The sequence below is a fragment of the Cnuella takakiae genome (assembly GCF_001953305.1).
In the GTDB taxonomy this organism is placed as follows: Bacteria; Bacteroidota; Bacteroidia; order Chitinophagales; family Chitinophagaceae; genus Flavisolibacter; species Flavisolibacter takakiae.
The window spans coordinates 1,442,725-1,458,884 of record NZ_MTFE01000010.1; the positions used below are offsets into that span (position 1 = coordinate 1,442,725).

Consider the following 16,160-nt stretch of genomic DNA (forward strand, 5'->3'; position numbering starts at 1 on the left):
GTCTTGCTGCTATTGAAACCGCACCATTCCTTCAAACCTTTTTTTATGCAAGTAGTTCAGAACAACCCCGGTGTGCAGCCGCCTGTTTCTTCAGGTGGCGCTTCGGCTTATGTGATGCGGATTTCCTTAACCGCAGCCCTTGCCGGTTTCATCTTTGGTTTTGACACCGTGGTGATATCGGGTGCCAACCTGCCCATCAAGGAGCTATGGCAAACCTCGCCCTGGTTTCATGGTTTCTTTATCATGTCGATGGCCCTGTGGGGTACGGTAGTAGGTGCCATCTTTGGTGGCTGGCCCACGCAACAATTTGGCCGTAAGAAGACGCTGATCTGGGTAGGTATCCTCTTCACGCTTTCTGCATTCGGAACAGCCTTTGCGCCTGATCCCTACACGTTTTCTTTCTTCCGGTTCTTAGGTGGTTTGGGTATTGGTGTGTCGTCGGTTGCGGCCCCAACGTATATCTCCGAAATTGCCACACCAGCCACGCGTGGCCGGTTGGGTGCCCTGTACCAGTTCAATATCGTATTCGGCATCCTGGTGGCTTTCCTTTCCAACTACTTCCTGGAAGGGGTAGGGGGTGAAAACGACTGGCGTTATATGCTGGGTGTGCTGGCCATTCCTTCGCTGATTTATTCCGCACTGGTGTTTGGTATTCCCGAAAGCCCGCGCTGGTTGCTGTCTGATAAAAACGACCGTGCCGGGGCAAAGAAGATTTTAACCCAGTTGGGCGTGGCCGATGCCGAATCGGAAATCGCTACCATTGAAGCCAATAACCGGCAGGAAGCCGCAATGGGCAAACCCTCGCAGTTCTTTAGTGCCAAGTACAACAAGGTGATCTGGCTGGCTTTCTGGATTGCATTTTTCAACCAGGCATCAGGTATCAATTTTATCCTGTACTACGCCCCTGAAATCCTGGAGCGTGCAGGCCTTGCAGCAAAGGATAGTTTGTTCAATTCGATTGCCATTGGCGGTACCAACCTGGTGTTCACGTTTGTGGGACTTTACCTCATAGATAAACTGGGCCGCCGCACCCTGATGTTGATTGGCTCTTTCGGATATATCCTTAGCTTGTCGCTGGTGGCCTATGCCTTTTATGCAAAAGCCGGCGCTGGTTTCCTGCTGGCCAACCTGCTGATTTTTATTGCGGCTCACGCCATCGGGCAGGGTGCGGTAATCTGGGTGTTTATTTCTGAGATCTTTCCCAACAAAGTGCGGGCTATGGGCCAGAGCTTTGGCGCCAGTACCCACTGGGTTTTTGCCGCACTGATCACGCTGATCACACCGGTATTCCTCGATGCGGATGAAGGCATTTTCAAAGACAATCCCTGGCCCATCTTTGCTTTCTTTGCCTTTATGATGTTTTTGCAGCTGGTATGGGTGCTCACAAAGATGCCGGAAACAAAAGGAGAATCGTTGGAAGAGTTGGAGCAAAAACTGGTATTGCATTAGGGAGCTGCAAGCTATTAGCTACAAGCTGCAAGTCATTAGCTGCAAGCTTATAGTTACAAGCTGCAAGCCTTTTACCTCCAATAGCATTTGCAGTCTATTGTTTAATAAGAGATTCGGCTGGATATTGAAAAGAAGAGGCTGTCTCAAAAGTTTGGGGCAGCCTCTTCTTATTCGCGTAGGTGATGAAGTCTATTTTCAATTATGCGATTCTCAGCGCCATTAAAAACCTTTTGAGACATCCTTTTTCTTCTGAAAAAGAAATCGGCAATTATTGAAGCCTTGCAGCTTTAGCTAAAAGCTTGCAGCTACCCCTTTCCCCACTCCTTGATTTTTTCTTTGGTGCCATCCTGCCCAAACCTTAACTTGTGTCTGCCTGACGCAATGAAGCGTACGGCCGTTTGCCATGAATGCCCCTGATTGCCTTGCTTTCAACTGCTGTAATAGCGCACATGCCGCTATTTGCCTTCATGCATACTGCGGCTGCCTCTATCTCCCAACCTTTCCCATAAACCCAATCGACTTGTCATGAAATTCAATCGTCGCATCCTGCTGGGGCTTTGCCTGGCTGCTCCTGTGCTGGTGATGGCCCAGGGCAACAGTGCCACTGCTGTTAATTTGAAGAGCGATAAGCCTGCCCTTGTTGCCGGTAAAGATGTTGCCGTGGTGCAAACCTCTTTTGGCAAGCTCCGTGGGTATGTACACAACGGCATTTTTACCTACAAGGGTATCCCGTATGCCAAGGCGGAACGCTTTATGCCACCTACCAAACCTGCGGAGTGGACCAATGTGCGCACAGCCTTTAGTTATGGGCCTGTTTGTCCTACAGATGTAACCACACAGGTGAACGACGAAATCGAATTTCCTTTCAACCACAACTGGGGTTTCAGCAATGAAAACTGCCAGGTGCTGAACGTGTGGAGTGCGGGTATCAACGATAGTAAAAAACGCCCGGTGATGGTGTGGCTGCATGGCGGCGGCTTTACTGCAGGTTCTTCAATTGAGCTGCCTTCCTATGATGGGGAAGCGCTGGCTAAAAAAGGCGATGTGGTGGTAGTATCCATCAACCACCGTCTCAATATTTTGGGTCACCTCGACCTGTCGGCTTTCGGCGACAAATACAAGGCTTCCGCAAACGTGGGCATGCTCGATGCGCTGGCAGCCCTGCATTGGGTGAAGGATAATATCGCGCAGTTTGGGGGTGATCCCAACAACGTAACCATCTTCGGCCAGTCGGGTGGCGGCGGCAAGGTAACCACCCTGATGAGTGCACCTGCTGCCAAAGGGTATTTCCACAAAGCCATTGTACAAAGCGGCAGCTACCTGATGAACGGCATCCCCACAAAAGAGATGACGCAGAAAGTAGGCGCAGCCCTGTTGGAAGAACTGGGTTTACAACCTGCGCAGGTAGATTCGCTGAAAAATGTTCCTTACGAAAAACTGCTGGCTGCAGGCAAGAAGGCGCAGCAAAAAGTAAATGCAGCCTTGCGGGCTGAAGGCCGCACAGCAAACCTTGGTTGGGGTCCTGTGCAGGATGGCGACTTCCTGCCATACCAGCCTTCGAGTGCAGAAGCCTTGCAGCTTTCCGCCGATGTACCCATGCTGGTAGGCACTACCAAGAATGAGTTCACCGCTTTTGCTCCCAGCGGCGGCGACCTGACCATGGATGCCATAAAAGAAAACCTGAAGAAGCGGTATGCCGATAAAGCTGATGCCTATATGATGGCTGTGAAAAAGGCTTATCCCAATACCACCCAGCCGTTCCAGTACACCGATATCGACTTTGCCTTCCGTCCCGGCGCGGTAAAGCATGGCAACAGCAAAGCTGCATTGGGCAAGGCGCCTGTTTATATGTACCTGTTCAACTGGCAAAGCCCTGTGAATGATGGCCGCTACAAGGCCATGCACTGTATGGAACTGCCCTTTGTATTCAACAACATTCAGCGCTGCGAAGAAATGACTGGTGGCGGCAAGGAAGCCTATACCCTCGCCGACCAGATGAGCGGCGCCTGGATCAATTTTGCCCGCACCGGCAACCCCAATTACAAGGGCCTGCCCAAATGGCCTGCCTATACCGAGGCCGGTGGTGCTACCATGCTGTTTGATGTAAAGAATGAAGTGCGCAGCCACCCCGACAAGGAGTTGCTGGATATTGTGACAGCGAAACCGATGTAATGGGAGCTGCAAGCCATTAGCTACAACCTGCAAGTTCTTGAAGCTTGTAGCTAATGGTTTGCAGCTTTATATCAACCAATGCAATAAACCATGCTTAAAACGCATTTCTGGGCCCTTTGCTGCCTCTTTGCTGTTTTTGCCAGGGCTCAGCAGCCTTTGGGTGGAAAGCCGGTAAAAACGGCCTCAGGGTTCGTTTCCGGTGTATTGGCTGCCGATAAGGCGGTGGTCAGCTTCAAGGGCGTTCCCTTTGCTACACCGCCTGTTGGTGCGCTGCGGTGGAAAGCGCCGCAGCCGGCAGCTGCCTGGAGTGGTGTGCGGGCCTGTACCGATTTTGGAGCCAGTCCCATACAGGGCAAGCCCGCACCGTTCAGCATGTGGTCGGCGGAGTTTCTGATTCCGGCGGCAGGACCCATCAGTGAAGATTGTCTCTACCTCAATGTTTGGACGGGTGCCAAAAGCAACCGTGACAAACGCCCCGTGCTGGTATGGATCTATGGTGGCGGGTTTAACAGCGGCGGTGGCAGTGTACCCATTTATGATGGCGAAGCATTGGCCAGGCAGGGCGTTGTATTTGTTTCGTTCAACTACCGCGTTGGTGTCTTTGGATTTTTTGCCCACCCCGAGCTCACCAAAGAATCGGGTGTAGGTGCTTCGGGCAACTATGGCCTGATGGACCAGGTAGCTGCGTTGAAATGGGTGCAGCAAAATATTGCCGCCTTTGGTGGCGACCCGGCCAACGTTACTATTGCGGGGCAATCGGCAGGTGCCATGAGTGTGAACTGCCTGGTGGCATCGCCTTTGGCAAAAGGTTTATTCAACAAGGCCATTGCACAAAGCGGCGGCTTGTTTTCGCACAACTGGATGCAACTGGCCGAAGCCGAAAAGCAGGGGATGAGCAATATGCAAACCCTGGGTGCCAGCAGCATTACGGAACTGCGCAATGTGCCCGCCGAGGAGCTGATGCAAAAGGCGCAGGGTTTCCGCAGGCCCATTGTTGATGGTTATGTGCTGCCCGATGCCATCGTCAACATTTTTGCACAGGCAAAGCAAAACAAAGTGGCCCTGCTCACCGGCTGGAATGAAGATGAAGGCTTCCTGCCCGGGCCGCTCAAAAAAGCCGATGCCTACCGGCAGCAGATCGAAGAGCAGCAGGGTGCAAAAGCGGCAGCCTTTTTACAACATTACCCCGCCACGGATGACGCCGTGGCGGAGCAGTCGCAGTACGACTGGGGCCGCGACCAGGTGTTTGGTGCCCACGGTTTTACCTGGGCCAATATGCAGGATGCACAAGGGTTGCCGGTATACCTGTACCGCTTTACCCGCAAGGTGCCCGCCACTGGTGCATACAAAAAGTACGGCGCCTTTCACACCGGCGAAGTGCCTTATGCCTACAACAACTTGAAGTTTGTAGACCGGCCATGGGAGGCTGCCGACCGGCAGCTGGCTGCCACCATGTCTTCGTACTGGATCAACTTTATCAAAACCGGAAATCCAAATAGTGCAGGACTACCGCAGTGGCCTGCTTATCATGTAGCCAACAAGCAGGTGATGCTGTTGGGTGCAACGCAGGAGGCGACTGTATTGCCGGATGCCGATAGGCTGGCCTTTTTGTATGAACTGATTAAATAAAATTTCGATCACCTGACGGGTGCTTTACACCTGAACACTACAAGGTAATATGATGATTTTAGTGGGGTAAAAGTGGTGGTTGCATTTATCGGAAGCTTGTCATGCCGAACTTGTTTCGGCACCCCCTTTTTTATGCAGGTACTCCGTCACTGCAATCATCAATATTCTACGACTTGGGATTGGGTGTAAAAGACCTGTTAGATGTAGCCCAACTTAAAAGAAACACAATGCGCAACTTATTTTCCCTTTTCCTGATCCTTGCAGCCAGCTTGGTGCATGCCGCACAAACCGATTCGCTGGATGTGCCCAGTGCAGCCATGAAGCAAAACTACAAGGCTGCCGTGGTGCTGCCCGATACATATGCCAAAAACAAGGCGGCAAAGTTCCCCGTGCTTTACCTGCTGCATGGTGGTGGAGGCCATTTCCGCGACTGGCTCACTTCCACACCTGACAAGACCTTGGTGCACCGCCTCGCCGACCAGTACGGCATCATCATCGTAATGCCCGAGGGCGAAACCTTTGGCTGGTATTTGGATGCACCCAACAAACCCGAACACCAGTTTGAAACTTATATCACCAAAGAGGTAATTGGTAAGATCGATGCTACCTATCGAACGGTTGCCGATAAAAAGGGCAGGGTGATCACTGGCTTGTCGATGGGCGGTCATGGCGCACTGTACCTGGCCACCCGCAACCCACAACTGTTTTGCGCAGCCGGCAGCATGAGTGGTGCTGTGGATATGAACTGGAGCAACTGGCGCATCAATGCTGACTTCTTGAAAAGTGTGCAAACCCGGTTCGAAAGCCTGCTTGGGCCCATGGAAACCAATGCACCCGTATATTACCAGAACTCGGTGGTGAACCTGGCCGAGCAAATGAAAAAGAACGCACTGCCCTTGGTGATTGATTGCGGTGTGGATGATTTTCTGATCGAACCCAACCGCGAATTGCACCGCAGGCTGGTGTACAACAAAACGGTTCATGATTATACAGAACGGCCCGGTGGCCACACCTGGGACTATTGGGAGAATTCACTGCCTTTTCACGTGCTGTATTTTTCAAAAGTGCTCAAGGCAAATAAGGTGTTGTAGTTAAGTAAGTGTCGCAAAACAGAAAGGGGCTGGTTAGCCCCTTTTTATCTTAATGGATTGGATAAATGTAGGTGCGCATTGGTTTCACGAAGTTGTCATGCCGAACTTGTTTCGGCATCCCCTGCATTTATCGGAACACCTGGTGATACAAGGAGATGCCGAAACAAGTTCGTCATGACAGCTCCTGGTGCAGCAGCTTGTATTTCTTAAACTAATATCATATCCCAAGGTTAGTAGCCAGAAACTCATTGCGGAATTTACCCTTTGGGTCATACTGTTTTACCAGCATTTTGAAATCCTGCATCTTGGGGTAAAGCGCTTGCAGTTGTGCCGGCTCCATGGTAAACAGCTTACCCCAATGCGGCCTTACGGCAAAAGGTTTTAGTGCCGCTTCAATTTGGGGCAGCACTTTCTTTACTGCGGGCCAATCCTGTTGCCAGGTGAAATGTATGGCCAAAGTATCCTGGCCGTATTGTGGGCTCAGCCAAAGATTGTCGGCGGCAATGGTGCGGATCTCCGAAGTAAGGATGTGGGGGTTGACGGCTTTGCTCAATTGTGCCACGGCCATTACCGCCATTGCGCCCTGTTCGATGGGGACAAAATATTCGGATTGCAGTTCCTTGCCGCTGCTGGGTGTAAAACCCATTTTAAAATGCGGCAAACGCTCATGCCAGGGGCCGGGTACGCCCATCTGGTCGGTGCAGTTTTCTGCAGGCATGATGGCGATAGGGTGGAGGTTGCGGGTGGCCGCCTTGCTGCCATAGAATTCAGGTGCTATGGAAAATGGCTTTTCGTCAACTAGGCTTTTGATCCATACTTCGTTGAATGCAGGCGCACTCCAGTCGGTGAACAGGCTTACACTGTAACCCGCACCTAAGATGGCGGTTGCATTCCGCTGGAATTGTTTAAAAGGCAGGTCGGTATACACTGTTTGCCGCACCTCGAAAGTGGGTACCATATCAAGGGTAACTTTCGTGATCACGCCCAGTGCGCCCAATCCGACTACCGCGCCCAAAAACTGTTCGCCATCTTTTTGCCGCGACAGCGTGTGGATGGTGCCATCTGCCGCAATAAGCTCAATGGCAGCAACGGATGTTGCCAGGTTTCCGTTGCGCATACCCGAACCATGTGTGGCTGTAGTAATGGCGCCTGCAACGGATATATGCGGCAGCGAGGCAAGATTGTGCACAGCAAAACCTTCGCGGTGCAGGTACTCGGCCAATTGTCCATAGCGGATGGCGCCATGTACCTGCACGGTTCGGGCTTCGCGATCGAGGTGCAGTATCTTGTCCAGTTCCTGTTGCGATAAAAGGTTGTGGCTGCTGTCGGCAATGGTGTTGAAACAATGCCTGGAGCCAAGTGCCTTGATATGGGCGTGTTTCTTAACTGCTTCCTGCACGGCAGTAATAGCATTGGGTGTATGCAGGCGGTTGGTGCTGTATTGCAGGTTGCCCGCCCAGTTGGTGAGCTTGGTATCGGGTATCCAGGAGGCCAGCGGTGCTACTATGGGTGCGCTCATCAGCGTTGCGGTGGTTTTGATAAAGGTTCTTTTATCCATGGTGGCAGGTTGAACAATCGGTAGGAGCTATCCTTGCTGCACCAGGAATGGGTGCAAGTTCGGAAGGCTTGTGTTGGTAAAGTAAAAAATTCTCTATCAAACAGCTGATTTCCTTGCAGTGTTGTTTCACGCGGAGACCGCAGAGGAGCGGATGACACAAAGAGCATATATTAAAAGGTCCATAATGTGCTTCATCCGTTTCTATCCGTTTCATCCGTTCAATCCGCGTTCCTATCCCCCAACAAAAAAGGCAACACCGCAGTGCTGCCTTTCAATTCCAATATCAAATCCTAACTTATATATTCCCCTTCTTCATTTCCTGAACGGCATAGTCCACCGCGCGGGCAGTAAAAGCCATGTAGGTAAGCGAAGGGTTCTGTGTAGATGTAGAGGTCATACAGGCGCCATCGGTTACAAACACGTTGGGCACGGCATGCATCTGGTTGAAACCGTTAAGTATGGATGTTTTCGGGTCGCGGCCCATGCGGGCGCCGCCCATTTCGTGGATGTCCAGACCGGGTGCCTGTTTCGAATCGCTGAATTCGATCTCTTTGAATCCTGCCTTGGTAAACATTTCCGTCATCTGCTCCTGGTAGTCTTTTACCATCTTTTCGTCGTTGTCGTCGTAATCCATGGAGATCTTCAATTGTGGAATATCCCATGCATCTTTCTTCGTGCCGTCCAGCGCCACGTAGTTCGACTCCTTCGGAATGGTTTCGCCCATCATATGCGAGCCCACACGCCAGGGACCATATTCTTTCTTCGCCAGATTTTCTTTAAGAGAAGCACCAAAGCCGTCGCGGTTCTGGTAGGTACTGCGGTTGGCGCCGAAGCCTGCAGCATAGCCGCGCAGAAAATCTGTTTCCTGCTTGTGCACGTTGCGGAAGCGGGGAATGTAACCGCTGGTAGGACGCCGTCCGTCGGTGGTGCTGTCCAGGTGGCCTTCGTGTACGCCGCTAACGCGTGCCCGGTAGTTGTGGAAGGCAACATATTTACCCAGTACACCACTGTCGTTGCCCAGGCCGTTGGGAAAGCGCTTCGATGTGGAATTGAGCAGGATCAGGTTGGTATTGAGGGCTGCCGCATTAACAAAAATGATGCGTGCATAAAAGTCAATGGCGTCTTTGGTGGTATCGTCAATTACCCGCACACCTACGGCCTTGCCTTTTTGTTCGTCGTACAAAATGGAGTGTACAACGGAGTGTGGGCGCAGGGTCATATTGCCTGTTTTCAGCGCCCAGGGTATGGTGGTGGCATTGCTGCTGAAATAGCCGCCAAAGGGGCAGCCGCGCTGGCAGAGGTCGCGCTTTTGGCACTGTGCCCGACCCTGTTGCAGGTGTACCGGTTGCGGCTGTGTAAGGTGTGCGCAACGGCCATAAATCACCTGGCGGTCGTTGTAGTTTTTGGCTACGTTCTGAATAAAATATTTTTCTACGCAGTTCATCTCCAATGCAGGCAGAAACTCGCCATCCGGAAGCTGTGGGATGCCATCCTTATTGCCGCTGATGCCGGCAAATTTTTCCACGTAGCTGTACCAGGGTGCAATGTCCTTATAACGGATCGGCCAGTCAACGGCAAAGCCGTCACGTGCCGGGCCTTCAAAGTCAAATTCGCTCCAGCGCTGGGTTTGACGGGCCCACAGCAGGCTTTTGCCACCTACCTGGTAACCGCGTATCCAGTCAAATGGTTTTTCCTGAACATACGGATGCTCTTCGTCCTTGCAGAAGAAATGTTGCGCGTCTTCTTTAAATGCATAACACTTGCTCACCACCGGGTTGGCCTGTTGCACCTCGTATGGTATCTGCCCGCGGTGTGCAAACTCCCAGGGCATATTGTTGGTGGTAGGATAGTCGGTAAGGTGCTTTACATCGCGGCCACGTTCCAGCACGAGGGTTTTAAGGCCTTTCTCACACAACTCTTTGGCGGCCCAGCCGCCCGAAATACCCGACCCGATGACAATGGCGTCATAAGTACGGTTCTTGGTGCTATCTGCAGTAGTGCCCATGGCAGTACGGGTTTGAAGTGAAGGGAATGGTTGGCTTGTAAAAGGGGAAAGCTTACACGGTTTTTGCTCTTGCTTCCTGCGGCAGCGGTACGCAGCCACGGTAACGGCCAGGTACCAGTTCGTACACCTGTACCTTGGTGAGAAAGTGCTGCGAACTCATATAACCCTGGATGGTAAGTCCTTTCATCTTGTTGTAAAATTGGGTAACCGCTTCAGGCACCTCTTTCTTGCTTTCTATTTGCTGCAACAGCGCGGTACGTTGTGCCGGCGTCAGTTCGGTAAAGCTTTTCTGCTGCTGCTTTTTGCTGAATTGTTCAAATGCCTGCAGCCCTTTTTCAAAAGCCTGCTGGTCTTCGGGACTGTGGCAGTCGTCCAGCATGCGGAGGGCAAACTGGTCCACCTTCAAATCCTTTGCGCCCGGCGTGTTGGTGGCAGGAATAATGGTTTCTGCCAGTTCGGAAAGCAGTTGTTCCTCGCCTGATGAAAGTTTCAGGTGCTTGAAGGATGTTGCTGCTTTTGTATCTCCTTTTTGCATACAGGAAGGCAGCAGCACTACGCCTCCGGCTACGATCAGGAATTGTTTCAATGCAGTGCGGCGACTAATACTCATATGGCTTGTTTAAGCAGGATGAAGATAGGCACTGCGGGCCAATGCCCCCATTAACAGGAAGCAGTAAATGAAAGGAGGGTGAAAAAATGCGAAGCATTGAATAATATAATACCACTTTATTGGTATTTCTATGCTTTTCTTTAACTCCATTTTTAGAATTCCATTAGTTTAAAAGGTTTCCATGCGGAGCCTGCACGCATAGTTTCACAATGGCGTCGAGGGCTTTCTTGTTAGCGCCCTTATCTTGAACTGCGGTATATTTTATATTAGGTGCAGCACTTCAATAGAGCAGTTATTTCTTCCAGACTCTATCAATGCAAACAGAATTTTGCTGCTAACAAATGACCAGGGTTCAGACTTTCTCAGGACAAGGTTTGCTGCTGTTCTGCAAAAGATAAATTTTGATGTCGGTTTGACGCAATGATTGCAGGTGCTGCCAGCCTTTCTTTTACATTTTTTATGGACTAACGCAGTCCTTATTAAACGTTTTTCAGCGTAGTCGGGTGTTGAAAAAATATTTTTGAAAAATAAGCATCTTGTTAACGTTTGTTAACTTTTCATTCCTACATTGTGAGGAGTTAACGATTCTGCTATAACTAAAAAATGATTGCAATGCCATTGAGACTAGCTACGCGCCGGTTCCTTACCGCCGTGTGCCTGACCTTCCTCTCGTCTGTTGCACTTGCGCAACAAAAAACCGTAACAGGTAAGGTTACAGACGCCAACAACCAGTCCATTGCGGGGGCAACGGTTACCGTTAAAGGTACCAACACCGCCACCCAAACCAACCCGGACGGTACTTTCTCGCTTAACGTTCCTGCAGGTGCCACACTGGTTGTTTCCTTTGTGGGATTTGAAAGCCAGGAAATAGCTGTTGCCGACAAGAACACCATCAGTGTAGGACTGAAGAACAATGCTTCGAACCTGAACGAAGTGGTGGTGACCGGTTACTCTTCCCAGCGTAAAAAAGACATTGTGGGTGCCGTTACCATTGTGGACATGGAGAACGTAAAATCTGTGCCTGCTGCCAACCTGGGTGCACAGCTCCAGGGCCAGGCTGCCGGTGTTACCGTGTCTTCTACCGGTGCGCCCGGTTCGCCCGCAGTGGTGCGTATCCGCGGTTTCCAGTCTTCGGGTAACAACAACCCCCTGTATGTTATTGATGGAGTGCCTACCGAAGATCCTTCGATCCTCAACCCGCAGGATGTGGAGAGCATGCAGGTACTAAAAGATGCCACTGCTACCGCTATTTATGGTACCCGCGCTGCCAACGGTGTAATCATTGTTACTACCAAGCAGGGCCGCTCCGGTCGTACCAATGTTAGCTACGAAACTTATGTGGGTATTCAGGAGATTTCCAAGGGCCAGGTTCCCGAAATGCTGAACAACCAGGAGTACATGGAGTACCTGCGCCGCACGGGTGCTACCAAGCACGTTGCATTGGGTAATGGTCCTTTTGCCATTCCCGATTACATCATTGTAAGCCCCGGCTTTAAAGGTGGTGTATCCGCTTCCGATCCCCGCGCTGCAGCCAACCTGTACTCACTCGATCCCCTGTATCAAATCCTGAAAACATCACCCCAGGGTACCAACTGGTTTGATGCTATCAGCCGCAAGGGCATTATTCAAAGCCACCAGCTTTCTGCCAACGGTGGTACTGATAAATTGAACTACTCTGTAGGTTTGAACTATTTCAACCAGCAGGGTACCTTTAAGTTTACCGGTTACGATCGTTATACAGCGCGTGCCAACACTACGTTTAAACCCAAAACCTGGTTGCGCTTTGGCGAGAACATGCAGGTAAGCTGGGAAAACCGCCTCGGTGGTGACCAGCGTGGTGAAGGTGGTGCATGGTCGCAGGCCTACCGCATGGTGCCCTATATTCCTGTATATGACATCAATGGCGGCTTTGGTGGTAACGGCGTAGGCGAATCGGGCAACGGTACCAACCCCGTGGCCAACCTGGTTCGTTCCAAAGACGACAAAAACCAAAACATCCGTTTGTTTGGTAACGTGTTTGCCGAATTACAGCCCATCAAATCGGTGGTACTGCGTACTTCAATGGGTATTGATGCCGGCGACAACTTTGGTCGCTTCATCTCGCGCAAAACTTATGAGCGTGCCGAAAACCAGGGTACTACCCAGCTCACCGAGCAGGCTTCCCGTTACCTGAACTGGACCTTTACCAACACCGCTACTTTCCAAAAGGTATTTGGTGGCGTACATGACGTGAAAGTGCTGGCTGGTTCTGAAGCCATCCGCCGCAAGTTCCGTCAGATCCGCGCCTTTGGTCAGCGCTTTGACTTCGACAACTCAGACTTCATCAACCTGAACCGCGCAGGCAACCAGTCTGGTGACCGCAACGTGTTTACCGATGCGGATAACATTGTAACCATCTCCTCGCTCTTTGGTCGTGTAGACTATGCATTCGATGGCAAATACTTGCTCAATGCTACCGTGCGTCGCGATGGTGCATCTGTATTTGGCCCCAACAACCGTTATGGTATCTTCCCCTCTGTAGGTTTGGGCTGGCGAGTTTCTGAGGAGAACTTCATGAAAGGCATCTCCTGGATATCTGACCTGAAGCTGCGTGGTGGCTGGGGTACTGTAGGTTCGATCTCGAATGCCAGTGCACTGAACGCCATTTCTACCTTTAGTTCGACTCCTGGTACTACCAACTATGACATTGATGGTAATAACACCAGTTCATCAACTGGTTACCGTCCCGGTAACATTGGCAACCCCGACAGCAAGTGGGAAACTACCGAGTCGAAAAACATTGGTCTGGACCTGAGCATTCTGAATGGTAAGTGGAACTTCACTTTTGATGCTTATCAGAACGATACCCGCGACCTGCTGGTGCGCCGCCAGCGCAATTCCATGGATATTATTGCCAACCAGCCCCTGGACAACGTAGGTACCATGCGCAACCGCGGTTTCGAATTCCAGATCAACAACCGGGGCAAGATCACCGGCGACCTGGGCTATGACTGGTCGTTGAACTTCACACATTACAAGAACGAAATGACCAAGTTCAATAATGAGGGTACTCCTTATTTCCAGGGTCTGGATCGTTTCTCCAATGCGTTGATCACCCGCAATGGTCTGCCTGTTTCCAGCTTCTATGGTTACCAGATCACCGGTTTCTACAACACCCAGGCCGATGTGGACAAAGGCCCCAAGCTGGCCGGTCAGGCTGCCAAGATTGGTACCTGGATGTACAAGGATGTTAACGGAGATGGCAATATCAACGGTGATGACGTAACCGTACTGGGCAACCCCCACCCTGATTTCACCCTCGGTGGTAACTTCAGCCTCAACTACAAGAACTTCGACTTCAATATGTTCCTGTTCTGGAACTATGGTAACGAAATCTACAACTATACCAAGTGGTACACCGACATGCGTGGTTTCGTAGGTGGTGTAAGCAAGCGGGTACTGTACGACAGCTGGACACCGCAAAACCAAAATGCCAAGTTGCCCGTGTTGCAGGCCGGCCAGGATGGGTTCAACGTTCCCGGTGGTTTTGTTACTTCCCAGTCCAACTCTTACTATGTTGAAGACGGTTCTTACCTGCGTGCCAAAACCCTGCAGCTGGGTTATACCCTGCCCCGCGGTTTGAGCCAGAAAATCGGTTTGCAAAATGTACGTGTATATGTACAGGCGCAAAACCTCTTCACCATCACCAAATACGAGGGTGCTGATCCGGACCTGAGCCTGATCAACAACAACGGTACCGACCTGTACATTGGTGTTGACCGCTCCGGCTTTCCCAACCCCAAGCAGTTCCTTTTTGGTCTTAACGTGTCCTTTTAATTTTCAAACTCTCAAGTGCTATGAATCATAAATTTCTTAGAACTTCATTGGTTGCCGCAGCTATGGGCGTTGGTTTGTACGCCTGTAAAAGCGAGTTCCTGGAGCCCGTGCCCCAGGGTATTTATTCCGAACAGCAGCTTACCAACAAGCAGGGGCTGAACGGTATGTTGATTAACACCTATGCTACCCTCGACGGGCAGGAAAGCACCCAGTCAGGCGGTGCTTCCAACTGGGAGTGGGGTAGCATCCGTGGTGGCGATGCCTACAAAGGCACCGAGCCCAGCGACCGTGTGGACGATAACCCCATCATGCGTTATGAGGTTACTTCCAACAACCCCATCGTGCTTACCAAGTGGAACGCTACTTTCGATGGTATCGGCCAGGCAAACGTTGTACTGCGCGTACTTGCTAACGTAAAGGATATGACGGATGCAGAAAAAGTACAGGCTGAGGCCGAAGCTAGGTTTCTGCGCGGTCACCACCACTTCGAAGGCAAGAAGGTGTTTGGCAATATTCCGTACATCGATGAAAAGGTTACCGACTTCAAAGTACCCAACACCGATGCTTCGGGCAACTACGTAAACATCTGGCCCCAGATTGAAGCCGACTTTAAATTCGCATTCGAAAAGCTGGATGAGAAAAAAGCCAATAAGGGCCGCGCCAACAAGTGGGCGGCTGCCGCTTACCTGGCCAAGGTTTACATGTATCAAAACAAGTTTGCCGAAGCCAAGGCGCTGTTCGACCAGATTGTAACACAGGGCAAAAACGCACAGGGTGTTCCCTATGCACTCACTACTACCTACCAGGAGAATTTCCGCGTTACCAGCGAGAACAATCCTGAAACGGTATTTGCCATCCAGTTCTCGTATGGCGATGGTACCAACACCAATGGCAACTACGACAACTCGCTCAACTACCCCCACTCGCCTTCTACGCCGGGTGCTGGTTGCTGCGGTTTCTTCCAGCCTTCGCAGAACCTGGTAAACTCGTTCCGCACCAGTGCTGCCGGTTTGCCCATGCCCGACACTTATGACAATGCCGATGTAACAAGCGATGAAGCGCTGACCTCAACAGATGCTTTCACCCCATATGCCGGAACTTTGGATCCGCGCCTCGACCACACTGTAGGTCGCCGTGGTATTCCTTATTTGGACTGGGGCCTGCATCCCGGCCGTGCCTGGATTCGTCAGGCCAGCTATGGTGGTCCTTTCTCGCCCAAGAAACACGTGTTTCAAAAGGCTGATGTTGGTACCACCGGTGGTTCCGTTGGTTGGGGCTGGAACAACACTGCCCTCAACTACACCATCATCCGTTATGCCGATGTGCTGCTGATGGCTGCTGAAGCGGAGATTGAAGTGGGTAGCATGGAAAAGGCCCGCGAGTATATCAACCGTGTACGTGCCCGTGCTGCTGCCTCACCGGTGAAACTTGCCAGCGGTGCTGATGCTGCCAACTACTCCGTTGGTTTGTACACGGCTCCTTTTGCCAGCAAAGACGAGGCCCGCAAAGCCGTTCGCTTTGAGCGCAAACTGGAACTGGGTATGGAAGGCCACCGCTTCTTTGATCTGTTGCGTTGGGGTATTGCCGATACAGAGATCAACAACGCTTACCTGGCCAAGGAAACCACACGTCGTGCCAGTGCACTGGGTGGCGCCAAGTTTACCAAAGGTGTAAGCGAATACATGCCCATCCCGCTCTTTGCCATCTCGCAAAGTATCAAGGACGGCAAGCCTACCCTGAAGCAAAACCCCGGTTACTAATTTTTACCTTGTCCTTATCACAAATAAAAAGCGCCACCTCCGGGTGGCGCTTTTTATTTAGTAGATGAAT

9 protein-coding genes are annotated in these 16,160 nt (G+C 51.3%); 6 read left to right on the forward strand and 3 right to left on the reverse strand.

The window, feature by feature from the left end:
- The first annotated feature begins 45 nt into the window (after window positions 1–45).
- From BUE76_RS06630 to BUE76_RS06645, 4 genes are all read left to right on the forward strand, one after another.
- On the forward strand, window positions 46–1,449 hold the full coding sequence (locus BUE76_RS06630) for a sugar porter family MFS transporter (RefSeq protein WP_073040647.1): 1,404 nt from the start codon (window positions 46–48) through the stop codon (window positions 1,447–1,449).
- Between the two features lie 525 nt (window positions 1,450–1,974).
- Window positions 1,975–3,621 (forward strand): carboxylesterase/lipase family protein, encoded by a 1,647-nt coding sequence (locus BUE76_RS06635; protein WP_073040645.1) that lies wholly within the window; start codon window positions 1,975–1,977, stop codon window positions 3,619–3,621.
- 90 nt (window positions 3,622–3,711) lie between these two features.
- Window positions 3,712–5,250, forward strand: a complete 1,539-nt coding sequence (locus BUE76_RS06640) for a carboxylesterase/lipase family protein (RefSeq protein WP_073040643.1) — start codon at window positions 3,712–3,714, stop codon at window positions 5,248–5,250.
- 227 nt (window positions 5,251–5,477) lie between these two features.
- The gene (locus tag BUE76_RS06645) at window positions 5,478–6,341 is read left to right on the forward strand and encodes an alpha/beta hydrolase (protein WP_073040641.1); all 864 of its coding nucleotides are present in this window, start codon (window positions 5,478–5,480) and stop codon (window positions 6,339–6,341) included.
- A gap of 217 nt (window positions 6,342–6,558) precedes the next feature.
- Here the strand turns inward: BUE76_RS06645 and BUE76_RS06650 are convergent, their stop codons facing one another.
- The 3 genes from BUE76_RS06650 to BUE76_RS06660 all read right to left on the reverse strand — a co-directional run bounded on the left by BUE76_RS06650 (window position 6,559) and on the right by BUE76_RS06660 (window position 10,514).
- Entirely contained in the window at window positions 6,559–7,899 is a 1,341-nt protein-coding gene (locus tag BUE76_RS06650; RefSeq protein WP_073040639.1) for a D-arabinono-1,4-lactone oxidase, read from the reverse strand.
- A gap of 295 nt (window positions 7,900–8,194) precedes the next feature.
- Window positions 8,195–9,904 (reverse strand): GMC oxidoreductase, encoded by a 1,710-nt coding sequence (locus BUE76_RS06655; RefSeq protein WP_073040637.1) that lies wholly within the window; start codon window positions 9,902–9,904, stop codon window positions 8,195–8,197.
- Between the two features lie 52 nt (window positions 9,905–9,956).
- A complete protein-coding gene (locus BUE76_RS06660) occupies window positions 9,957–10,514 on the reverse strand; it encodes a gluconate 2-dehydrogenase subunit 3 family protein (RefSeq protein WP_083596374.1) in 558 nt (185 codons plus the stop codon).
- A gap of 612 nt (window positions 10,515–11,126) precedes the next feature.
- Between BUE76_RS06660 and BUE76_RS06665 the strand changes: the two genes are divergently transcribed.
- Together BUE76_RS06665 and BUE76_RS06670 are read left to right on the forward strand one after the other, a co-directional pair.
- Complete coding sequence (locus tag BUE76_RS06665) at window positions 11,127–14,330, forward strand: SusC/RagA family TonB-linked outer membrane protein (protein WP_073040634.1); 3,204 nt, start codon at window positions 11,127–11,129, stop codon at window positions 14,328–14,330.
- A 20-nt stretch (window positions 14,331–14,350) separates the two neighbouring features.
- Complete coding sequence (locus BUE76_RS06670; RefSeq protein ID WP_073040632.1) at window positions 14,351–16,090, forward strand: RagB/SusD family nutrient uptake outer membrane protein; 1,740 nt, start codon at window positions 14,351–14,353, stop codon at window positions 16,088–16,090.
- Window positions 16,091–16,160 lie beyond the last annotated feature (70 nt).